Here is a 24,559-nt window from a genome sequence, read left to right as displayed (position 1 = left end):
TAATTAGCCATGGATGGTAATACGCTGCAAAGTCTGCTGGCCTGGATGCAGGCCCCTGAAAACAATGTCATGCACGGGTGGGGCGCGATTACCGTCCTGGGACGCAAGAAGGTCAATGAACTGTTGGCGCAGCAACACATTGCTCGTGCCACAGCCGACTCCTGGTTACCGTTGGTCAATGGGGTGGTCGATACAATCCCTAACAAACGGCTGGACGCCATCCGCGGTTTCAGTTTGGGTACGCCGCAGCTGTCGTTCGAGCAAGGCGGTACAGACAGTAATCATGCCACCTTGAGCTGCTCCGTGGACGCCGGAGCCTGGCTCAGGATGAGCCGTATAGATAACCAGTGGAAGACCCAGAGCATTGTAGAAATAGACCCGCTGCTCGGCCCCAGAGTACTGCTGGATCTGGACCTGATGAAGACGCAGGGAGTTGTTTCCGGGGACGGCCGAATCGTTCTCGATTTGAAACACAGTGACGATGTCAGGCTGACAGGGGCCGGCACTGAAGAAGAACAGGAGCTGATAGGTTCTGTTTTCAGCGATCTGATAAGCCAGTTGCCCGACGAGCAGCGGATATGGGAACTCGGCAGTATCGATGCCGGAGACGAAGCCGTGGAGCTGATGAAGCCTCAGGCTTTCAGGCTGCAGACCCAGGCAGATCCTCAGGCATTACAGGATGCACATGATGCGACTGATCACGAGGGTGCGCTCCTGGTGTGCATCAGTATGGTGGGTCAGGAGGCAGGCGATACGCTCCCGGCTGACTATCCATACTTTCTTCCCGGTGACACCGGCCTGGATTACTCGGCCAGTGTGCTGATGGGCGCAAATGCAGCGCCCCTGGGGTTGCTGTATGCGATGGCAGACGCATTAGGCAGCGGTGATTTTGAGTACGTTGAAAGTGCGGACGGTACGCTCTCGCAGGCCAGGTTGACTTCAGGGCAGTTAGCGTTTGAGCCATTCTCGGTGAGTAAGGTTGATCCTGAGACCGGTGACCGGACGGATGCCGACGTCGGTGAAATGATCTTCAGCTCCACAGTCGATCAACCGCTCACGCTGGATTTCGAGTCTGGAAAAATCCAGCTGAACTGGACAACCCGATCGCCGGTCGGTTTAACAGTCAGGACAGATTCTGATGCGTATGACTTCACGTTTGAAGTCGGCCTGTCGTTTGATATCACCTATGAACGGACAGGTTTGCAATGGACGAGAGCGTCATACTCACTCGATAAAACCTTGACTATGCCCTCGGGCAGATCCTGGGAGGATGAACTTATCGGTCAGCTGATTGGCGTGGTCCTCTTCGCGATAATCATGACGCTGATCCAAATGGCCCGTGATGAGATTCTGCGCATAATCAGTGAGCGCGTGGACCCGATATTCGCAGACACGTTTTGGGCTGGTGCAGGACTCGAAGCGTTTACGAGTCAACAGATCACTCTGGGTTTCGGTGAGTCGATTCAGAGCGACGTTCTGTACATACCCAGGGACGTTGTGATCTTCGGCCATGTCAACCCGACGCTGACTTCGTTTACTGTCAGCCCCCTGCAGCCACTGATGGCTGCTGGCAGCAGTCAACTGTTCGTCACTGAACCGAGCATACCAGGCGTCGTCTGGTCAGCAGAGGCGCTTGAAGGCGGGTCAGGGGAAAAGGTCGATATTTCGCCCGCCGGGCTTTACACGGCGCCGCAAGCCGACGCGGTCAATGGCCTGCTGCGTGTGCGAGTAGTCGCTGAAGACAAGGCTACAGGCAATTCCAGCGCTGCCCTGGTCACAGTGCTGACCAACCCGATGACGATCAGTCCGCTGATTCAGATCTGCAGTCCCGGTGAGACCATTGAACTCGCCGCCAAAGGGCTTGCTGGCATGCCGTTGCAGTGGTCGATAAGTAATCAGGTGCCGGGTGAAAGCGGTGAGGTCAGGCCCAGCATATTGCCCGGCGGTGATCATACCTATGTGGCCGGCCCTAAAGTGAGTGACAAAACCTATGTGCTGGACGAGGTCAGGGTCACCGGCGCTTCAGGGGCTCGCTCGGCCTGGATGCTGGTGGTGCAGCACCCACCTGGTTTGGTCGTCAAGCCTCTGGTCGTTGACGTGTCGGCCGGTGAGGTCAGCTTGCAGGCGCTGTTGAGCGGCTTTGAGATCAAGCCTGTGTGGACGTTGGCGGCGGGCAGTCGCGGCGAGATCACCGATGACGGCAAGTACAAGGCACCTGACAGCATACATGAGCGGTTTGCGCTGGTGTTTGCCACCTACTTTGACGACATGTTCGGCGACATGCAAGGACACATCATCCTGCCGCTCCCGTTGCTGGATTTCGAGGATGAACTGACCTTGATGGGCGATGATGCCAGCGCCGTCAGCGTACTGTCCGCAGACAAGCCCAAGTCCGTCGCCAAGCACAGCGCGCTGGCTTCTGCCAATAACACGTTGGACGGCCTTGTCAACTGGATGGCAAACCCTGCCAACAACGTCATGCTGGGCTGGGACGCCATTGCGGCCATGGATCGCAGCAAGGTCAATTCGCTGTTGCTGCAGGAATACATCCATCGCTTTTCGGCCAACACCTACCTGCCTCCGGTGAGCGGTCAGGTACCCACAGTCGTCAACGAGTGGATGGAATCCATTCATGAGTTTCTGCTGGACGCTCCGCGCCTGGCTTTTGTGAACGATGATCTGGGCAATTCTCATGCAACCCTGACCTGCGTCATTTTGGGCGGCACACAGTTGACCCTGAAAAAGAATGTCGACACCTGGGGCCTTGTAAAGCTGACCCGAATCGACCCGCTGCAAGGACCGAAGCTGACGCTCGACTTGAGTCTGGACGAGGTTGCGGGCCTGGTCGACGACGATGGCCGGGTCAAACTGGACTTGCGGCACAGTGACAACTTCATTCTCACCTTCGCCGAATCAGCCTATGAAAGAAAGCTGGGTGGTGATTTCTTCAAGGACCTGTTCAATCAGCTTCCGGACGAGAAACGCATCTGGACATTGGGCGTCATCGAGGTCGGCTCCAATGCATCAATGCGCGCCGAGTCATTCAAGTTGCGCACCCAGACCCGTCCGCTGACTGAACAGGAGCTACGGGCAGGGAATGCCGGCGACGGCGCGATTCTTACCTTCATCTGTATGGAAGACGGTTCGCCAGGCGGTGATATACCGATTGAATACAGATACCTGATTCCGGAGTACTACTCGAAGGGCTATTCCGCCACGGTGCTTTTTGCCAAAGAGCGTATAAACAAGGCCGTGAGCATTGTCCAGACCGTGGCAGACGCTCTCTCCGCTGTGATTGAAAATCTTAAATTCGAGTACGTCACTGACGCCAACGGTCGAGTGATCAAAGCCACGGCAAAAGACGGGAGTTTGACTGTCCCTTATAGCTCCGAGGATTTAAATCCAGTAATGCTTGACGGTAAATCAGTGATCCCCCGAGTTGTCAGATGGGGGGCGTCATACCCTGCAAAGAGTGGTTCGTTACCTTTAACGATCACACTTGACGGTGATCGGAATGCGCTGTTGACCTGGAAATCGGAGGCGTCCGGAGCCGTCACGCTGGAGCTCCTGGACTCAGATTATCCAGTGTATGTGGCAGCCACCATATTCAGCTTTGACGTGACGTGTGACTATGTGTTTTCCGAGTTGTCCGACGATCTGGTGCTCAAGCCGACACTGAACACCGACGTCCTTGTCGGTGAGATGACGTTCGTTGCAACAGATGGCACCACGCCGGTAGGCGACGTGCGAGATGTACTGATCATTATTACTGCAATTGCCGTTGGCCGGAACCAAAAAGATATGGTCTGGGAAATTCAGTCACGGCTTGATGAAGTGCTTCCGACTCCGTTGCCGGTCAGCGCATTTATCCAGGAAAGCATTCAACTCAATTTCAACCGGGCGATCGTGAGTGATATTTTGCGTGCGCCTGGTGATATTGCAGCGTTCGGCTATGTCGCTCCTGCCACGACCGCTTTTGTCATCAGCCCGCAAGAGCATGTGATGGCGGTAGACAGCTCGATCACATTCGTCACATATCCTGCGAATATGGCGGTGGACTGGAACGCAGAGAAACTGCATGGCGCATCGGAAGATGCCGGTGGGATCACTACCGACGGCAAATACTACGCGCCGGAAGCCCTTGCAATGAACGAGCCCTTTATCCGGGTCAGAATCACCGCCACCGATAAAGCCACTGACTATCACAGCTCGGCTCTGGTGACGGTCGTCGCCAGCTCAGTGAGCCTGAATCCGCTGATTCAGGTGTGTGATGCCGGTAGTAGCGTCGAGCTGGCAGCCGGCGTACTGGGTACCGATGAGGTGAGCGTGTCGATCAGAAATCCGGTGGAGGGCGAGAGCGGCGAGCTATTACCCAGCGCATTGCCTGACGGTGACTACACCTACGTCGCCATTCCGGCAGGTGAACAGATCAACAAGACCTATGTGCTGGACGAGGTCGTCCTCTCTACTCAACCCTTCAGTGCATCTGCCTGGGTGCTGGTTCAACTGAAAGCCCCGTTTCTGACTGTTCAGGCGACGGTAGAAGAGCAACAAGGCACACAGATCAAGAGTGTGCGGTTACAGGCATTCGCCAACGGAACTGCGAAGGATGCCCTCTGGTCGAGGCCGCTGGGAGGGCCGGGCGAGATGAACGGCAGCGTGTACATCGCTGCCGAGCAGACCGACAAGCATTTCGTCTTGATTGTCGCCAGCATCGAGCATCCCCAACTGGGGACGCTGCAAGGGCACATCATTCTGCCTTTGCCGCTGACTGATCCAAACCCTGAATAACAATTCACTAAACACACAACTCAATACTTCATTGGTACCACAGGAGGTGGGCTCATGGCCGGTCATTCAGCAGACAGTCTGTTGGCATGGATGCAAGGTTCAACCCGGTTGAGAGGCTGGGACGCGATAGTAGCGATTGACGGCAAAGCTGTTAATGACCTGCTTGCACAGACGTATAAAATCGGAGTAGGTCAGGGGCTGGCGCAGCCCGTCCCTGATGGAAGCATTACCATTCCCGATACGAATATTTCGCACTATTTCTCGGGTCTGATGCTTGGCCCGCCTGCGCTGTCCTTCGAGAACAGCTCGCTCGAAAGCGCGTCAGTGGCATGGCGAATGTCTGGTCTCAGCGGCATGCATACTGTCGTGGAGAACAACCAGGGGCGTGACAGTATCCTGAAGATGTTCAGCTACGACCCTTCCGGTAATGCAGGTCTGCGTCTGGATACGCAGTTGACGAGTCAGGGCCAGGCGCTGGCGGTTGATCTCACTCTGAGCGAAGACGTCGAGCTGGATTTTTCCGGCAGCAGTCCCGCTGAACGGCGCGAGGCGGGCAAGTTCGTGCAAGCGTGGTTGCTCGACCCGGAGAACCGGCAGCGGTTGTTTACGCTGGGCGTGTTTGGCGACCCGGGTAATCCGCTGCTCAACGTACGCAGGATTGATGCACGCACACAACTTGAAAACGCTGAGGGGGGTGACGGCAGGGGAGCACTGCTACTGTTCACCACGCTGGAGCATGGCGTAACGGGCGGATTTCCTGACGACGCTGCCGACTTCCGTTATCTGATCCCCAACGATACCGGGGAGGATTACTCGGCAACGGCGGTGTTCTCCTCGCATGCGTTGCACCGGGCTGCGCTGGGTCATGCCATGATACAAGCGATGCAAGGTCCGGAATTCGAGTTCACTCTTCCACCGGAGAAGCCGCTGGGACGAATGGTCGCAAAGGCCGGTACATTGGAGGTCGCTTCAGAGACCTATAAAACTGCGGACTTCGAATTCGAGTCCAGGGCGCTCAGCATTCCGGCGGTCAGCACACAGAAATCCCTGACCATCGACTTCGATTACAGCCAGGCAATGCAGAGCTGGAGTTTTCCGGTCACCGTCGATTTTCAGTACAGAGCTTTAAGCAGTACGGAGTGGCAACCGCGCAGCGAAGTCTTCAACGTCGATCTGGAGTACGAGTTCCATCTGGTCCCTGGCGAGTCCGATGATCAAGTGATGCAAGGTCATTTTTACGTGCCCTATGACCACGATCAGGAAGCCAGCGCGGTTGAGGGGCGACTCGACGGCCTTTCCGATCAGGAGCAACGGCAGATCAACGGTTTCGTGGCACATACCGTCAAGCACAGTTTGACGAAGTCGCTTAGTCGTACGCTCCAGGCCCAAGGCTACGAAAGCGTGCTGAGCCATTTCGATCTGGGCGATGGCCAGGTCTTGAAAGGTTTGACCTCAGGTATGCCCCATGATCTTGCCGTGTTCGGCAGGATCGACTCCGCTGCCTCGGCGTTCAGGATTGTCGAGCAGCAAGCCCTGGTGGTCTCGGGTGCGCAACTGCAGATGACCACTCTGCCGGCGCGCGCCGGCCTGGTCTGGAACGCGGTGAATCCGCCTGGCAGCAGCGGCAGCCCAGGCAAATTCGAAGGGCAGGGGATTTACCTGGCACCTGACGCGCAAGAGATGACGCAGGCCGTTCAGCATGTGCTTGTAACGGCAAGCGACCCTGCAACCCTTCAAACCAGCACGGCGCTGGTGACCGTGCAGGCCTATGCCGTGAGCATCAACCCGCTGATTCAGGTCTGCAGTTACGGCGAACGCGTCAGTCTGCTGGCCGGAACGCCAGGTGATGGCAAGCTGACCTGGTCGATCGTTGACCCTGTAACCGGTGAAAGCGGCAAACTGGAACCCGATGCGGATGGCGCGGGCGGACAGATTTATGTGGCTGGGCCAAAGGTAAACGGCAAAACCTACGTGCTGGACGAAATCGCCGTCAGCGACGGTCAACACACCCGGTCGGCCTGGGTGCTGGTCCGTCAGGTTGATCCCATCTTGACGATCGAGATGGTCGAAGACAGCACCTTGCCCGACGGCGAGATACGCTTGCAGGCCAAGGCCAATGGCATGCCTCTACTCGACGACGTGGAGTGGTGGAAGCCGGATGGCATGCCCGGTAGCTTCTACGGGGATATCTACAAAAGTGACCTCAATGCGCTGAACCCTTTCGTGGTGATCTTCGCACGGTTCGAAGATACTGAATGGGGCTTCTTCTACGAGGGGCACGTGATCCTGCCGTTGCCTTTGAACCGTTCTCCTGAAATGGTGCGGAAACTGCTGCTGCCCCAAGTCAGCACCCTGGATCGTCTGCTGAAGCTTTCGAACACCGAAGCGCTTACTCAAGGCTGGGATGCCATACTCGCCGTCAGTCGCGACGAACTCAACAAGCAGCTCGAACGACAATATGTCGAGCGTCACCAACAGCTGTCGTTTTTGCCTCCGTTAAATGGCGCCGTCGCGCTGGATGAGCAGGCGGTCGAGGTCGTCAAGCTGCAAGGGGTCCAGCTTGGGGTACCGTCCATTTCCATGCTGGCAGCTGATAGCTCCAGCGTGACTGTGACGATGAGTCTCGCGGCCGGGCGCTACACCAGAACACATCAGCCCGCAGGCGGAGCAACAGCCGTGTCCGGGAGCTTCAAAATCATCGAGGCCATGGGCTTCCGGGTAGAGATGAGCGTACCTCTGCAGGTGGACGGCGAGGGTAACGTGACCATGGATCTCACAGAAGGGTCTGACTTCACCTGCAATCTGTCCGGTGTCGACGAGCCCGTCAATGTACTGCTGGCCGGGTTCTTTGCGAACGAGTTCAAGCAGATCGCCCTGCATCGTGCCGTGTTTGTCTTGTTGGGTGTCGACCTCAATCGATACACCGCTCAGTCGCCTGCAAGCTTTCGCGTAGTGACCCAATCAGCGCCCGGGGCCCGAAATGCCGAAGCGAGAAATTTTGGCGAGGGTGCCCTCGTCCTGCTCATCCGGATGCGTGGAGGTCATGGCGATGGACAGTTTCCGTTGAGCAGCGACTTTACCTACCCGATTCCTGCCAATCCAAAAGCGCGCCTCGGGCAGTCCTATGGTGCTTCGCTGATACTGTCCAGGGAGATGCGATGCAGCGAAGGGCAGGATCGGCCGCCCCTGCTGGACAGTCTGCGGTTCGGTTCTGGAGCACCTTTCGCTGCGCCGGCTACCTGCGTGGCGGATGATCTGCTGATGTTCGGCACGTTTGAAGCACCCCAGGCCAGTATTACGCCTTTGTTTTCGACCATCATGGCGGGACAGACGCAGAGTTTTACTTTGCGCGACGTGCAGGGGCAGCCAATCGCCGCGAACAGTTGGCAGGTGATCAGCCTGCAGGGTCACAACCCGGTAGTACACGGCATGATCACCTCCAGTGGTGTTTACACGGCAGCCAGCGTGACGCAGATGGGCCATGACGCGTTGCGTGTAGTGGTTACCGCCACCTACGACGATGGCGGCAAGACCCGCACCGCGTCGGCGCTGCTTGGTGTGGTCTCCGAGCCCATGGAAATAGCGCCGCGGGTGATGGTTGTGGCGGGCGGGGCGCTCGTCCAGCCCGTGTTACTCAAGGCAACGGCGCTGGACGGTACGCAGGTCGGCCTGGCGCTGCAGGGAACAGAAGCAGGGACGTTGAGCAAGGTCGACGGCGGAATGCTGTTCACCCCGGACGCCAGGTCCGGAAAACGAATATTGAGCACCCAGCAGCTATCCGTTGAAGGGGAAGAAAAAAGGCTGGCCACCGTATTGATCGCCAACGGCAAGCAGGCGCTGCGCATCGAACCTGCTTCCGTTCCCAGAGCGCCCAAAGGCGTCCCGGTACAGCTGCGTGCCGACACTGCGCTGCTGCCCGAATTCGAACGGCGCTGGAAGATGATGGGTGGAGAGGGCGAGGTTGACGCGCAAGGGCTGTTCACACCGCCAGCCGACTACATAGGCAGCAGCGTCGTCAGTTGCGAAATTGTCAATAACGAGGTGGTGCTGGCCAGCGGCTATACGGTGATAGAGGTGTCCGAAATTGTCGATGAGCCGACCTGGACGGATCTGTCGCTGTTCACGGTTACTGTGCCGGGCGGACCGGACGGTCAAAGGTCGGGCAGTCTGTACCCTAACGGCTATCAGCAACTGAGGATACAGATCAAGGCGCAGCCTATGGAGGAGGAGCACTCGTTGAGTGTAACGGAGAGGGCATCAATGCGTCTGGTGGATAATGAATCCAGCGCATACGTCCCGTCAGTCATTCCGCCACTTGATGGCATTCCTGAGGACAGTAGTGAAACCTGGAGCCTGGCCTCTGTCTTGAACCGTTTCGAGCTATCTCTGCCAGGTACCGTGGCGGCTGAGTTGTTGGCCGATAATATGTCCATCCAGAACTTCTATTTGCACAGCCGGGCGAGGCCCAGTTACGTAGGCACCTTTCACGCCACCTTTCAGCAGGACGATACAGACCGTTGGTGGACCTCCGTAGAGAAGGAAGATACGAACAGCAAAGTACTGATATCGCCGCTACCCATTCCTGTTTTCGATACCAACAACTATCAGTTCGATGTGAAACGGGCTCAAGGCAGCGGAGGAGATCCAACGGTAATGCCACCTGACGACTGGACGACCGACGTCCCCTTCGTGATGAACTTTCGCACCACCGACTACTGGAAGTTGAGTGTTCAATACCCGGGAACTGGAGCCTTTGTGAGTTTCGTAGCGTTTAAGTTTTTACCGGCGAGCGGAGCGGATATCAGCGCCTCAATGATTCTTTGGGAAAGCGACCTGGAAGCTGAAACGTTTTTCAGTTGGACAGGGTATATCTTTGATGACCCGAGTGTCCCTGAAGATGTGGACAAGATTAAATTTGATGAGGCCGTCGAGTACGTTGTCAAGGCGGAGCCTCTGGACCTGCCTGTAATCATGAGCGTGTTCGAGTCTGGAAAGTTTACCATCAGCTTGCACAGAAGTGACCGCGTACCGTTTGTCATCGCTGGCAATCCTGATCGCGACAAGTTGTACCGTTCCCTAGTGGTCAGTCTACTTGATAAGCTGGGTAATATTCACAGACGGCGAATCAGTTTTCTGTCGGAAGGCACTATTGGCAGGCGGAATCGTCTGGTTCACACGTTGTATACACCTACCTGATAGTTACCGTCGGATCATTAAATGACAGGGAGTCATTAACATGAAAGTTTTAAACACGTTGACAGTCTGCATGCTGGCTGTCGCTCTGACGGGCTTCAGTCTTGACAGCCCGGGGCAATCGGCTTCGGTGAAGCCTAAAGAAGAAGTGGTCCGCAGTATCGAGTTCAGGGAGAAGACCGAAGAGGGTGGAAACACGTGCACCGTCAAGATTGAAAACTCGGACATCACTGTTAATTTAAATGACGAGGAGTCTAACTGTGAAAACGATGAGATGCGCTACTTTAGATTGAATGATGTCCGGTCGGCTACCCTCATCACCCTGGAAAGTAAAGACTGTGACGATAGCGGCGGTTGGGTCTTTGTCCTGAAGACCTACGTTGATCCTGTGACCACCGACCTGATAGCGATCGATGATCTTGACGATAAGTCAGAAGGGGCCATCGTTGTTCCGGGTGTGTTGATGCAGGAGAAAAGGAACGACGATGAAAACACCACCGGGAAGTTGTCCTGCGTCAGGATTAATATTTCCGACTGATAGGCTAACTGAGTAGGCAGTGCGCGCGCCCGGCGGCGTGCGCTATTGCTATAGCTTATGAGGCATCACCTACTGCTTGACTCTCGGAGTCTTTATCATGACGATTTCAACTTCCGTGCACTCCAACGCCTTCAACTTCATGAGTTTCATACAGAACGGTGTTGATCCCAGGACGGGTCAATACACGGTGTCCCTTACATTGCCCGATATCAAAACCAACGGGTTACGTGGGCCCGGTGTGCCACTGGTATTGAGTTACAACCCGCTCAATACCGAGGACAGCGGTTTCGGGCTGGGCTGGAACTTGCAACTGTCGCAATACCTGCCGGGCAGCGGGATTATCTCGCTGAGCAGTGGCGAAACGTTCAAGGTGGACGGCGCGCAGGGTGATCAACTGACGATGTCGGAAAAAAAGCTTGATAGCTTCCACTTCTACAGGGAAGACGACACGCATTACCGGGTGATGCACAAGTCCGGCCTGATGGAAGTCTTCGAAACGCTGGGTGCCACGGGGAACAAGGTGGCGATGCCGACACGCATTCTTGCGCCCGAGGGGAACAGCGTCACCCTGAGTTATGTGCCGTTCAACAGCGCTCACATGATGCTCAGCGAAGTGAAAGATGATGAGGGGCAGGTCCTGCTTGACATCCGCCGCGAGGAGACCGCGGTGTATATCCGCCTCTCTGCTGCACAGGGTGCAGTCGTGGAATTTGTGCTGACGCTGGGCGGGTCGGACCGAACTGTGACCCGCGTGGAGATGCCAACCGACAACGCTGCTTCCTGGCGTTTCGAATACGGTCTTGTCCGCGAACACATGTGCATGACGGCAGTGGACACTCCGCTCGGAGGACACGAAGCCATTTTTTATCAGGACGCAGGTCATGCGTTTCCTGTAAGGGCCAAGCGTGAACCGCTGCCACGTGTCTCCCGTCACCTGACGACCCCCGGCAGTGGTCAGGCGGAGGTGGACGTGCATTACACCTACGCAGACAGCCAGGGGCGCGAGCACAACTTTCTCGGGGCCGGCCTTGATATCGCCTGGGAGGATAACGGTCTGGACAACCTTTATCTCTACAGGGGCTCAGACGTGTATGAATACCAATCCACTGAAACCCTCCGGGTTGAAGACGCGGACGTACGCAGCATCAGGCGCGTTTTCAATCAGTTCCACCTGCTGACAAGCGAGACCACCACTCAGAACAATGCGTGCTCTACAGTGGAGACCGCCTACTATCTGTCGCCCGAGGAGCCTTTTTACGCTCAGCTCAATTACTGCCAGTTGCCGAAGGCGGTCAAGACCACCTGGCGATCGCTGGACAAACCATCGGCGTTACGCAGTGAATCGGTCGCCAGCACCTATGACAACCATGGCAACCTGCTGGTCCGGACCCAGGCCAACGGAATGGTCGAAACCAGCACCTGGTACCCGGCCGCAGGCGAGGACGGCTGCCCTCCAGACCCTGAAGGTTTCGTGCGCACCATCAAGAGCAAGACCGTCACGCCAGCACCTTCCGATTACGGGCAGGCAGCTACACTCACCACTCGCTATCGCTATATCTCGCTGGCTGCCACAACCGGTAGTGAACGTGAAGACTGGATTACCGTGGAGAGCGAGAGCCTCGTGCAACTGGATTCCGGCCCCGGGCGATTGGTACAGGAGAGTGCCGAGAGCGAGCAGGTTTTGCAACAGACCACCTACACCTACATCAATACTCCGGACGATGCGTTTCAGCATGGCCGTGTCAGTCTGGAGGAACTGACCATTAGCGAACAGGTCACCGCCACGAAGTATGTGTACAGCACACTCATGAGCCCTGACTTTGGTGAAAGCGTGCTGCGTACGGTGCAGACCGTAACCGGTTTTGACGACGCGAAAAAAACCATCACGCTGGAGCATTCGTTGCTCAACGGCGAACCGCTGCTGAACCGTGACGACAATGATGTCGAAATCCGTTACGTCTACGACAACCTTCGGCGTGTGCTGAGCGAGACGGTCGCGCCGGACACCGATTATGAAGCCACCCGTCGCTATGAATATCAATTGTGCGCCGCCTCGACCGACTTTGCCGAGCAGCACCTGTTCGACGTCAAGGGCGTGCAGACCTGCAGCCGCTTCGACGGTTTGCAGCGAGTGATTTACGAAGAACGAGACGATGTCGACAGCCCTGTCTATGTTGCAGGCGCTGGCGTTGCACGCCAGACATATGCCGCCGTGTATGACGCATGGGGGCATCTGGTTAGCGAAACCGAATACGACTGGAAAGGAGATGAGTCACTGGCGCTCGCCAATGTGCTGGAGTACGACGATTGGGGTGAGCAACGTTGCGTTACCGGTCCCGATGGCGTGAAGACTGTCGAGGAAACCGACCCTGTCGGCACGCTTGAGTCTCAAGGCCCGATTCAACGCAGTTGGACCGAAAGCACGGGCGAGCCCGTCATCAAGACCGGCGTCAGCGAAACCTGGCTGAATCTGTTTGATAAACCGGTCCGCAGCGTACGTCTGGGTCTGGACCTTGAAGGTGAGGCGCTCAGCCTGAGCCGTTACCACTATGACGGACTGGGCCGCAGTGTTGAAGAAATCGTGGGCCATCCCGATCTTGAGCGCTCGACACTATACGTTTATGACGCGTTTGACCGGGTGATTGAAACCACCCTGCCGGACGATTCAATCGTAAGCCATACGTTCGCCGCTCACAGCAGCGAAGATCTGCCTGTCAGTGTCAGCGTCAAGCACAATGGCAAGCTTTCGGTATTGGGTGAACAGGTCTATGACGGTCTGGACCGCATGGTCAAAACCATTACCGGCGGGCGCGAGCGCACATTTGTCTTTGACCCTGGTCAGCCACAGCCCAAGAAGGTGACAACGCCAAGCGGACAGGTCATTGACTATGACTACCAGCCACAATTGGGCAGCGAACCTCTGCAAAGGAAGATCTTCGGCGCGACCGCCAATTACAAGTACGACCAGCACAATGCGCGCCTGTTGCATTCCGATGAGCAGGGCGAACAGCTGGACCGTGATTACTACAGCACCGGACTGTTGAAAAGCGAGAAGCGTATCTCCGAGGGCAGCGAGTACACCATGCACTACCAATACAGTCGTCTGGGCCGATTGCTGTCCTACACCGATGTGCTGGGACAGGAGCAGACTAACCAGTACGACGACAAGGGGCGGTTGACGCAAACCTCGCTGGGCACGCTCTGTTCGGATTTCACCTACGACGCTCTGGGCCGTACGGCCAGTATCACCACTCATGACAGCGCTGGCGGGCAACACGTCGCCATCAACCTTGAGTACGACGAACTGGGCAGGGAAGTACTGCGCACCTTTGACCTCAATGGCACCGAGCAATGCATGGTTCAGGCCTACAATGATGTCGATGACATGATCAAGCGCACGCTCAGCGATGGGGCCGGTACCCTGCGCGACGAGGATTATCGCTACGACAAACGCGGGCGGCTGGTCGGCTATGATTGCGCAGGACCACAGCAGCCCGTCGACGCTTACGGCAATCACATCACAGGGCAGATTTTCAGTTTCGATGGCATTAACAACCTGACGCTGGTCATGACCATGTTCGAGGGTGAAAGCAACCGCGCCCGATATTTTTACGAAGGCGCTGACCCTGCACAACTGACCCGGGTCACGAATACCGTCTATACGCCGGAAGAGCTCCGACTGGTCTATGACCTGGACGGCAACCTGATCCTCGATGAGGCGGGACGTACGCTTACGTACGATCCGTTAGGCCGCCTGATCGAAGTGAGCACGCCGGGTGCAGGCATTCATTATCGCTATGACCCGCAGGACCAATTGGCTGGCGAGACCCGAGACGGCGACCAGGATCAGCGTTTTTATCGCGACGGAGCATTGGCCAATCAGCTCGGTGGCAGTCAGAGCAGTACCTTCATGCGCGGCGATGGCTACCTGCTGGCTGAACAGCAAAGTGATAAGGCGCTGCTGCTGGCCACCGATGGTAGCGACAGCGTGCTGAGTGAAGTCCACGCTAATGAGGTCGACCGGAGAAGTTATACGGCGTACGGCCAGGCGGACAGTGAGGGTGCAGCGGTCGGCAGGCTGGGCTATAACGGCGAACTTGCCGAGCGCGACACCGGCTGGCAAATGCTGGGCAACGGCTATCGGGCTTACAACCCGGTGTTGATGCGCTTTCACAGCCCGGACAGTATGAGTCCGTTTGGCGAGGGTGGGTTGAACGCGTATGCGTATGTCGAGGGGGATCCGGTGAATGGAGCCGATCCGACGGGGCATGGCCTTTTCGGTACGTTCATCAGATTTTTTACAAAGGCACCTTTCAATACAGCAGCGAACTCATCTATCCCGAAGGCGCTGCTTAATAGTAGCAAGGACACACCTGTTCGCTTGAGGAGGATGACGACCTCTACCGTAAAGCACCTCGAGAAAAGGGCCATATTAAAAGAGAGAGCATTAAAGGAGGCAGAACGTAATCTAAAAGTATACGAAGACAGACTTCAATCCGCTGCGGCGAGCGGTAAACGTACGTCGAATCGTCTTGTGGCGGAGCACAGCAGCGCTAAAGAAAACTTTAGTATTCGTGGTCGCGATTACGGACAGGCAAAAAAGGACTATGAATACGCGGCGGACCATAAGGGAGAGCGGATTATTACCAAGGAAGTCAGGTCTGTCTTAAAAAATAATGCGAAACAGTTTGATATTGATGAGGCTATCACCGCTCGGCAAAAAAGGGCAGATCGGTATATGAAAGATATACGAAATCCCACACAAGTAGATCCCAAAGCGCCAAAAAATTACTTAGGTGTCAGTAATCAATAATGACATACAGAGCTTTAGCATAACCGGGCAACAATGGCTTTACCGTTGCCCGGTTTAACTCAGAAGCTTGAAGTGTACTTTTATATCACTCCACCGAAATAACGCCCTGCCTGATCGCTATGACCAGCGCCGCACTTAACGAATGCACGTCGAACTTGCGGCGGATATTACTGGTGTGAAAGTGCACGGTCGCTTCCGAACACTTCTGTATGCGTGCTATTTCCCACGCGGTTTTGCCGATCGCCGCCCACTCCAGAATCTGTCGTTCCTTGACAGTCAACTGGACAAGCGTCTGAGCGGTCGGGCCGGGCGGCATGGCGCCGGACGGTTCTTCCTTGTCGCGATGCATGGTCAAGTCCTTTCCCTGAAGATCGCCGCACCACGATACCCCTGAGCGCCAGTCCGCGAACCTGACAGAAATGACAGCGCTGGCAGCTACGCATGCGCTGCACCGTCTGGCCTGTACAGCTTTTTTACAATTTCTTTACGGCCCGCCACGACTCTCGATCTCGCGCCTTTACACCCAGGCTCTCGACAATGCTCCCCATGCGGCCTGCGCCATATCGGTGTTTGCCTGATGGGGGAATTTTCAATGAGCGTTATGGATGGTATCTCTCTGCTGATGGGAGTCGGGCTGTTCATCTATCTGCTGGTGGCGCTGTTGCGCGCCGACCAGAGCCAGGAGTGATCATGCACAGTTACGATTATCTGTTGATCCTGGCCTTTCTGGTCCTGCTGCTGGCGCCCGCGCCATGGCTGGGACGTTTCTATTATCGGGTCATGGAAGGCGAGCGCACCTGGCTGACCCCGGTACTGGGGCCGGTCGAGCGGGCCTGCTACCGAATCTCCGGCGTCGACCCGAAAACCGAGCAGTCCTGGAAGCAATACGCCTGGGCCTTGCTGGCGTTCAACCTGGCGGGCTTCGTCGTACTGTTCGCGATCCTCATGCTGCAAGGCATGCTGCCGCTCAACCCGCAGCAATTGCCGGGCATGGAGTGGTCGCTGGCCTTCAACACCGCGATGAGCTTTGTCACCAACACCAACTGGCAGGCCTACAGTGGCGAAGCCTCGCTCAGTTACTTGAGCCAGATGGTCGGCCTGACCGTCCAGAACTTTGTCAGCGCCGCCACCGGTCTCGCTGTGCTGGTTGCGCTGTGTCGCGGTATCAGTCGTCGTTCTTCGCACAGCCTGGGTAACTTCTGGGCCGACATGACCCGTGCCACGCTCTACGGCCTGTTGCCGATCAGTATCGTACTGGCGGTGTTTCTGGTCTGGCAGGGCGTACCGCAGAACTTCGCCCATTACATCGATGCACTGACCCTGCAAGGCGCTGACCAGAGCCTGCCAATGGGCCCTGCGGCCAGTCAGATCGCCATCAAGCAACTGGGTACCAACGGCGGTGGCTTCTTCGGCGTCAACTCGGCGCATCCGTTCGAGAACCCGACTGCCTGGAGCAACCTGTTCGAGCTGGTATCGATCCTGCTGATCCCGGCCGCGCTGGTGTTCACCTTTGGCCATTACGTCAAGGACATGCGCCAGAGTCGCGCCATCCTCGGCTGCATGCTGGCGCTGCTGTTGATCGGCGGCGCGGTCTCGCTGTGGGCCGAGTACCAGCCCAACCCGGCGCTGAACATCGCCGGTGTCGAGCAGACCGCACCGCTGGAAGGCAAGGAGACCCGCTTTGGTACCACCGGCACGGTGCTGTGGTCGGTCGCCACCACAGCCGCGTCCAATGGCTCGGTCAACGGCATGCACGACAGCCTCAACCCGCTGACCGGCATGGTCGCGCTGGTCAACATGATGGTCGGCGAAGTGATCTTCGGCGGCGTCGGTGTCGGCCTCAACGGCATGCTGCTCAACGTGCTGATCGCCGTGTTCCTTGCAGGTCTGATGATTGGCCGCACACCGGAATACCTGGGCAAGAAGCTGCAGGCGCAGGAGGTCCGGCTGCTGGTTGCGACCCTGCTGGTGATGCCGGTCGGCGTACTAGTGCTGGGCGCAATTGCCGCGAGCCTGCCCGGCCCGGCCGGTGCCGTCAGCAACCCTGGCCCGCACGGCTTCAGTCAGTTGCTGTACGCCTATACCTCGGCGACGGCCAACAACGGCTCGGCGTTCGGCGGTTTCAGTGCCAACACCGTGTTCCACAACCTGATGCTCAGCCTGGCGATTTTCATCGGCCGCTTCGGCTACATCCTGCCGGTGCTGGCCCTGGCCGGTAGCCTGGCCGTGAAGAAGGCTGCGCCGCAGGGCCAGAACAGCTTCCCGACCCACGGCCTGCTGTTCGTCACGCTGCTGACCGTCACGATTCTGCTGGTGGGTGGCTTGACCTTCCTGCCGACCCTGGCACTGGGGCCGATTGCCGAACACCTGAGCCTGGGTTTCTGAGGAACCGATCATGAATTTACCTATTAATCCTGCAAATAACGCTGCAAAAAATGCTGCTGCGAATGCCACTGAATCGCAGGCCACCGAGTCGGCAAAAACCGGCATCGCTGCCCTGTGGCGTCCGGCGCTGGTGCAGGCGTTCGTCAAGCTCGACCCACGCCAGCTCAAACGTTCACCGGTCATGCTGGTGGTGGAACTGACTGCCATCCTGACCACCGTACTGTGTGTGATCCCCAACCCGCAGGTGCCGACTTCGGTCTGCGTGCAGATTGCCCTGTGGTTGTGGTTCACCGTGCTGTTCGCCAACTTCGCCGAAGCGCTGGCCGAAGGCCGTGGCAAGGCGCGCGCCGACAGCCTCAAGGCGGGCAGTGAAGGGCTCAAGGCCCGTATCAGGGACGACAACGGCAGCTTGCGCATCATCAATGCCAGCGAGTTGCGCAAGGGCGATGTGGTACGCGTCGAAATCGGCGAAATGATTCCCGGTGATGGCGAAGTCATCGAAGGCATCGCTGCGGTCAACGAGGCCGCGATTACCGGCGAATCCGCGCCAGTGATTCGCGAATCCGGCGGCGACCGCTCGGCCGTGACCGGCAACACCCGGCTGGTCTCCGACTGGCTGCTGATTCGCATCAGCGCCAACCCCGGCGAATCGACGCTGGACCGCATGATCGCGCTGGTCGAAGGTGCCAAACGGCAGAAAACCCCTAACGAGGTGGCGCTGGATATTCTGCTGATCGGCCTCACGCTGATCTTCCTGCTGGTGGTTATCACCTTGCAGCCATTCGCCCACTTCGCTGGTGGCAGCCTGCCGCTGGTGTTTCTGGTGGCGCTGCTGGTGACATTGATTCCGACCACCATTGGCGGCCTGCTGTCGGCCATCGGCATCGCCGGTATGGACCGCCTGGTGCGCCTCAATGTGATCGCCAAATCCGGTCGTGCCGTGGAAGCCGCGGGCGATGTACATGTGCTGCTGCTGGACAAGACCGGCACCATCACCTTCGGCAACCGTCGTTGCGCGGCTGTGTATGCAGCGCCGGGCGTGACCCCGAAGGAACTGGGCGAGGGTGCTTTGCTGGCCTCGCTGGCCGACGATACGGCAGAAGGCAAATCCATCGTCGAGTTCCTGCGCAACCTGCACCCGATGAACGAGCCGACCCTTAGCTCGGTGACTGCCGTACCGTTCAGCGCTGACACACGTCTGTCCGGCGTTGATTACCAGGGCCACGTTTACCGCAAAGGCGCGGTGGATTCGCTGCTGGCCTTTATCGACATGCAGCGCAGCGAGCTGCCGCCGGTACTGGCCCGTGAGGTCGAAAAGATCGCCAAGACCGGCGGCACACCGTTGCTGGTGTGCGCCAACGGGCGGCTATTGGGCGCGATCCATCTCAAGGACGTGGTCAAGCCGGGCATTCGCGAACGCTTCGAAGAACTGCGCAAACTGGGTATTCGTACCGTAATGGTCACCGGCGACAACCCGCTGACTGCCGCAGCGATTGCTGCCGAGGCTGGTGTCGACGACGTTCTGGCCGAAGCCACGCCGGAGAAAAAACTGGAGCGAATTCGCCAGGAGCAGGGCGAAGGGCGACTGGTGGCAATGTGTGGCGACGGTGCCAACGATGCACCTGCACTGGCCCAGGCCGACGTCGGCATGGCGATGAACGACGGCACCCAGGCCGCTCGCGAAGCGGCCAACATGGTTGACCTCGACAGCGACCCGACCAAGTTGCTGGACGTGGTGCAGATCGGCAAGGAGTTGCTGGTCACCCGCGGTGCGCTGACCACCTTTTCGATTGCCAACGACGTGGCCAAGTACTTCGCCGTACTGCCCGCGCTGTTTGCCTCGATCTACCCGCAACTGGGTGTGCTCAACGTCATGAAGCTGGCCAGCCCGCAGAGCGCGATTGTCTCGGCCATCGTGTTCAATGCGCTGATCATCGTCGTACTGATCCCGCTGGCCCTGCGTGGTGTGCGCGTTCAGGCGGCAAGCGCCGCTCACTTGCTGCGCCGCAACCTGCTGATCTATGGCCTGGGCGGCATCGTTGTGCCGTTTATCGGTATCAAGCTGATTGACATGCTGCTGGTCGCTCTGGGCCTTGTTTGAAGCCTGTGCTGCACGCCGGTCGGCGTGCAGCCTCACCTGATTGAGGATGTGCAGATGTCCAATGTATTGCGTCCGGCCTTGAGCCTGATCGTGTTGATGGGCCTGATCACCGGCGTGGCCTACCCACTGGTGGTCACCGGTGTTGCGCAAGTGGCGTTTCCGGCGCAGGCCAATGGCAGCCTGGTGTATGACGCATCAGGCAAGGTGCGCGGCTCGGCACTGATCGCCCAGTCGTTCACCGGTGATGAGTGGTTTCAGTCGCGCCCTTCGGCCGGCGCATTCGCGACCGTGGCCAGTGGTGCAAGCAACTTCGCACCGAGCAATCCGGCGCTGGCGACACGCGTTAAAGAGGACGCCGCGAAACTGGCCAACGACTCGCAGGGGCCGGTGCCAATGGCCTTGCTGACCACCTCCGGCAGCGGACTCGACCCGCACCTGTCGCCTGAAGCGGTTGCCTGGCAGGCCGGCCGGGTAGCGACCGCGCGCCAGTTGCCGCTGGACAAGGTGCAGGCGCTGATCGACGCCAATACTCAGCGTCCGCTGATCGGCCCGCCAGTGGTCAACGTATTGGCCTTGAATATGAGCCTGAATCAGTTACCGTCTGCACCACGCAACGCGCAGCTGTAACAAACGGCGCGGTGCCTGCAACAGATTAACTATGCTGACAGTAATAAAGAAAAGGCGGTAACCCACTTGAGTGATTCCGGTCGAGCTGATGCATTGCTGGCCCAGTTGCCCCGCGAAGGGCGCGGGCGGCTGAAGGTTTTCCTCGGCGCTGCGCCAGGCGTAGGCAAGACCTACGCAATGCTTCAGGCAGCCCACGCGCAGCTGCGTCAGGGCGTGAAGGTGCTGGCGGGCGTGGTGGAAACCCATGGCCGCGCGGAAACCGAGGCGCTGCTCAACGGTCTGCCGCAACAGCCCTTGCTGCGCACTGATTATCGCGGCATGACCCTCGAAGAAATGGACCTCGACGCGCTGCTCAAGGCTGCGCCGAGCCTGGTACTGGTCGACGAACTGGCGCACACCAATGCGCCCGGCAGTCGACACGCGAAACGCTGGCAGGATATTCAGGAACTGCTCGCCGCCGGCATCGATGTGTATACCACCGTCAACGTCCAGCACCTGGAAAGTCTGAATGACCAGGTGCGCGGCATCACCGGCGTGCAGGTGCGCGAAACGCTGCCGGACTGGGTGTTGCAGGAAGCCTTTGATCTGGTGCTGATCGACCTGCCGCCCCGTGAACTGCTGGAGCGCCTGCGCGACGGCAAGGTCTACGTGCCGGAGCAGGCGCGCGCGGCCATTGACGCCTTTTTTACCCAGACCAACCTCACTGCGCTGCGCGAAATGGCCATGCAGACGGCAGCGGCGCAGGTCGATAACGATCTGGCGCAGGGTTATCGGCAGTTGGGTCAGTCCGCTCCGGCGGTGCGCGGGCGGATGCTGGTCGGCATTGATGGCGACATGCACGCCGAGCGTCTGGTGCGCCACGCCAGCCGGGTTGCCCAGCGTCGCCATCTGCCGTGGAGTGCGGTGCACGTCGACGACGGGCAGACGCTGGACGAGCAGTCCCGCGCGCGTCTGCAAAGCGCTCAACAACTGGCCGAGCGGCTCGGCGGCGAGGCGGTTTCGTTGCGTGCCGGGGAGGTTGCCCGAACGCTGGTGCAGCACGCCATCGAGCGGCGCGCCAGTGTGGTGCTGGTCGGCCAGTCGCGCCGGCACTGGCGGCGCAAGGTCTTCGGCGGCGGTGTTGCCGCGCGCTTGCTGCGTGAAGGGCACGGGCTGGAAATCTCGGTGCTCGACGACAGCGAAGAGCTGCCTGATCAACCGCCGCGCGCGCGCCCGGCTCGCGAAGTGGTGTGGTTCGATTACGGCCTGGCAGTCATCGCTACGCTGGTCGCCAGCCTGGTCGCCTGGGGAGTTGCAGGCGTGCTGGCGCTGCCTAATATTTCCCTGATCTTTCTCGCCGCGGTATTGCTGGTCGCTGTGCGCAGCAGCATGGGCCCGGCGCTGGCGTGTGCCGGGTTATCGTTCCTGGCGTATGACTTCCTGTTCATTCCGCCGAGTTTTTCGCTGAATATCCAGCGCGAAGAAGACGTGCTGACACTGCTGTTTTTCCTGCTGATGTCGGCCCTGACCGGCAAACTGGCGGCGCGCCAACGCAGGCAACTGCAAGCGCTGCGCGATACCCAGGAGCAAACCAGCGAACTGCTCGACCTGTCACGCAAGATGACCGCCGCCACTGACGGCAAAGCGGTGTTCAGCGCCGCCGAACAGCATTTTTCCGGCTGGAAGGAACTGCACCTGTGCCTGGTCGACCGCGACGCAGAGGGCGGCTGGGTGGTCGAAACCGGCGGCCCGCTGACGTTCTCTGAAGCCGAGCGTGCTGCCGCCGACTGGGCCTGGAAGCATGATCAACCGGCTGGCAGCGGCACCGGCACCTTGCCGTCTGGACGCTGGTGGTGGTGGCCGATCACCGCAGAAGAAGGGCCGTTGGCTCTATTGGGGGTCTGCGCGCGCGAAGGCCAGTCGTTCACCGCGCAGCATCGACGTCTGCTGGCCGCGCTCACCCAGCCACTGGCGCAGGCCCTGGCCCGTGCGCAATTGGCCCAAGAGCTTGAAGCCGCGCGTCTGCACGGCGAAACCGAGCAACTGCGCAGCGCCTTGCTGGCTTCGGTGTCCCACGACCTGCGCACGCCGCTGACCTCGATGCGCGGCAGCATCGACAGCCTGCTGGCGTTGGGTGAAGCCATTCCACTGGAGGACCGCCGCGAGCTGCTGGAAGGTACTCGTGACGAAGCCGAGCGCCTGGACCGCTATATCCAGAACCTGCTGGACATGACGCGTCTGGGGCATGGCGCCCTGAAGCTCGCCCGCGATTGGGTGTCGCCCGCCGATATCGTCGGTAGCGCGCTGAACCGGCTGCGTGCCGTACTGGCGCCATTGCAGGTCAGCACCCAGGTGACCGGCGAGCTGCCGTTGCTGTACGTCCACGCGGCGTTGATCGAGCAGGCGCTGGTCAACGTGCTTGAGAACGCCGCACGCTTTTCTCCTCTTGGCGGGCGCTTGCACGTGGCGGCGGGCGTGGTTGACAGCGAGCTGTTCTTCTCGGTGAGTGACGAAGGGCCGGGCATCCCCGAGGACGAGCGGGCGAAAATCTTCGACATGTTTTACACCGCCGCACGCGGTGACCGTGGCGGGCAGGGTACCGGGCTAGGGTTGGCGATCTGTCAGGGCATGATCGGTGCGCATGGCGGGCGACTGACTGTCGAGGAAGGTATCGACGGACTGGGCACGCGCATCACCCTGTTTCTACCATTACAGGCGCAGCCGGATGCCGAAATGGAGGAGCCAGCTTGAGTCGATCATCGGTTACGCTAATGCCCATTGGCTGCATTGAAATGGCACGGTGATCATGAGTCAGACGGCAACTATTTTGGTGATCGACGACGAACCGCAGATTCGCAAATTCCTGCGCATCAGTCTCGCGTCCCAGGGCTACAAGGTACTGGAGGCCGCGACAGGCGCAGAGGGGCTGACCCAGGCAGCGCTGAACAAGCCGGACCTGCTGGTGCTCGACCTTGGGCTGCCGGACATGGACGGTCAGCAAGTGCTGAGCGAGTTTCGCGAGTGGTCGGCAGTGCCCGTGCTGGTGCTTTCGGTACGTGCCAGCGAGGCACAGAAAGTCCAGGCGCTGGACGCGGGGGCCAACGATTACGTGACCAAGCCGTTTGGCATTCAGGAGTTTCTGGCCAGGATCCGCGCATTGCTCAGGCAGGTGTCTGGCAACGACAAGCCCGAGTCTGCCTTGCGCTTCGGTCCGCTCACGGTGGATCTGGCTTACCGCCGCGTGCTGCTCGATGAGCAGGAAGTGGCGCTGACCCGCAAGGAATACGCGGTGCTGGCGCAACTGGCGCGGCATCCCGGACGTGTCATTACCCAGCAACAATTGCTCAAGGATATCTGGGGGCCTACGCACACCGAAGACAGTCACTATCTGCGTATCGTGGTGGGGCATTTGCGACAGAAGCTGGCGGACGATCCGACCGCTCCCCGATTCATCCTCACCGAGCCTGGAATAGGGTATCGTCTGCTGGCTGATCACTAGATGAAAAAAGCGAGCATAGCCCCGTGCTGCGGCACTTTTACTGCCCCGCACCGTCAAAGCCGCACACTCCCTGTTCACTCTTGAGGTAACACCCGCATGAAAGCCCTTATCTGTCTGCCATTGCTTGTTTTGGTTCTTGCAGGTTGTGCTGGCAAGACCGGATATCGCGACAGCTGTGCCACTCAGCTCGACGCTGCCTGGCATGAGCTTGATCTGGCCAAGGCTGAAGGCTTCGCCGGAACGGTCAGTTACTCCAAGGCCTTGTCGCTGCTGACGGGCGCCAAGACTCAGCAGCAGTTTGAAGCGTTTGAAGGCTGCACCGAAAAATCCGAAAAAGCCCGCTTCTACATCCGTGAGTCCCGCGCTGGCCGTTGATAAATTGACGATTCCGGGGCATGGGAGCACTGGCTATCGCTCCCACGCTCCGTGCGGGAATGCGGTTCGTGGCGCTCTGCGTCAAACAGCGGTTCTGTCGCTTCAGTGATTTCTCCATCTGGCTCAAGGCACCTTTCCGCCCCTCGGCGAGTTACTTTGATGAAGCCAAAGTAACCAAAGCCTTTCGCTCCTGTTTCCGGCCCGACTTCGTCGGGTTCCTTCGCCCTGTCACTCATGTCGCACCCTGCGTCGTCAGTA

At 58.6% G+C, this 24,559-nt stretch carries 12 protein-coding genes; 11 read left to right on the top strand and 1 reads right to left on the bottom strand.

Annotated features, from left to right (window positions below; translation table 11 throughout):
* Positions 1-9 precede the first annotated feature (9 nt).
* From JOE33_RS25720 to JOE33_RS03950, 4 genes are all read left to right on the top strand, one after another.
* Positions 10-4,791, top strand: coding sequence for a hypothetical protein (locus JOE33_RS25720; RefSeq protein WP_240009393.1), 4,782 nt, complete (start codon positions 10-12; stop codon positions 4,789-4,791).
* 54 nt (positions 4,792-4,845) lie between these two features.
* Positions 4,846-9,987: a hypothetical protein gene (locus tag JOE33_RS03960; protein ID WP_187625709.1), complete on the top strand. Its 5,142-nt coding sequence runs from the start codon at positions 4,846-4,848 to the stop codon at positions 9,985-9,987.
* Between the two features lie 40 nt (positions 9,988-10,027).
* Complete coding sequence (locus tag JOE33_RS03955; RefSeq protein ID WP_122578526.1) at positions 10,028-10,522, top strand: hypothetical protein; 495 nt, start codon at positions 10,028-10,030, stop codon at positions 10,520-10,522.
* Between the two features lie 97 nt (positions 10,523-10,619).
* The gene (locus tag JOE33_RS03950) at positions 10,620-15,335 is read left to right on the top strand and encodes an RHS repeat-associated core domain-containing protein (protein ID WP_245227874.1); all 4,716 of its coding nucleotides are present in this window, start codon (positions 10,620-10,622) and stop codon (positions 15,333-15,335) included.
* An 85-nt stretch (positions 15,336-15,420) separates the two neighbouring features.
* On the opposite strand, the gene JOE33_RS03945 is transcribed toward JOE33_RS03950, so the two are convergent.
* Entirely contained in the window at positions 15,421-15,684 is a 264-nt protein-coding gene (locus tag JOE33_RS03945; protein WP_010432849.1) for a helix-turn-helix domain-containing protein, read from the bottom strand.
* Between the two features lie 243 nt (positions 15,685-15,927).
* Here JOE33_RS03945 and kdpF point away from each other — a divergent pair, with 243 nt between their 5' ends.
* The 7 genes from kdpF to JOE33_RS03910 all read left to right on the top strand — a co-directional run bounded on the left by kdpF (position 15,928) and on the right by JOE33_RS03910 (position 24,301).
* Positions 15,928-16,023, top strand: a complete 96-nt coding sequence (gene kdpF / locus JOE33_RS03940) for a K(+)-transporting ATPase subunit F (protein WP_003406089.1) — start codon at positions 15,928-15,930, stop codon at positions 16,021-16,023.
* Between the two features lie 2 nt (positions 16,024-16,025).
* Positions 16,026-17,720 (top strand): potassium-transporting ATPase subunit KdpA, encoded by a 1,695-nt coding sequence (kdpA, locus tag JOE33_RS03935; RefSeq protein WP_122578528.1) that lies wholly within the window; start codon positions 16,026-16,028, stop codon positions 17,718-17,720.
* Positions 17,721-17,730: 10 nt separating this feature from the next.
* Entirely contained in the window at positions 17,731-19,821 is a 2,091-nt protein-coding gene (kdpB, locus tag JOE33_RS03930) for a potassium-transporting ATPase subunit KdpB (RefSeq protein ID WP_054993937.1), read from the top strand.
* A gap of 54 nt (positions 19,822-19,875) precedes the next feature.
* Entirely contained in the window at positions 19,876-20,448 is a 573-nt protein-coding gene (gene kdpC, locus JOE33_RS03925; protein ID WP_122528667.1) for a potassium-transporting ATPase subunit KdpC, read from the top strand.
* A 66-nt stretch (positions 20,449-20,514) separates the two neighbouring features.
* Positions 20,515-23,178: a sensor histidine kinase KdpD gene (locus JOE33_RS03920; protein ID WP_096102381.1), complete on the top strand. Its 2,664-nt coding sequence runs from the start codon at positions 20,515-20,517 to the stop codon at positions 23,176-23,178.
* A 55-nt stretch (positions 23,179-23,233) separates the two neighbouring features.
* Positions 23,234-23,926, top strand: a complete 693-nt coding sequence (locus JOE33_RS03915; RefSeq protein ID WP_032614516.1) for a response regulator — start codon at positions 23,234-23,236, stop codon at positions 23,924-23,926.
* 96 nt (positions 23,927-24,022) lie between these two features.
* The gene (locus JOE33_RS03910; RefSeq protein WP_003316607.1) at positions 24,023-24,301 is read left to right on the top strand and encodes a lipoprotein; all 279 of its coding nucleotides are present in this window, start codon (positions 24,023-24,025) and stop codon (positions 24,299-24,301) included.
* The last annotated feature ends 258 nt before the right edge of the window (positions 24,302-24,559 follow it).

Source organism: Pseudomonas sp. PvP027, assembly GCF_017833005.1.
GTDB lineage: Bacteria > Pseudomonadota > Gammaproteobacteria > Pseudomonadales > Pseudomonadaceae > Aquipseudomonas > Aquipseudomonas congelans.
Note: the sequence above shows the minus strand (reverse complement) of the source record. Positions and strands in the feature narration are given on the sequence as shown.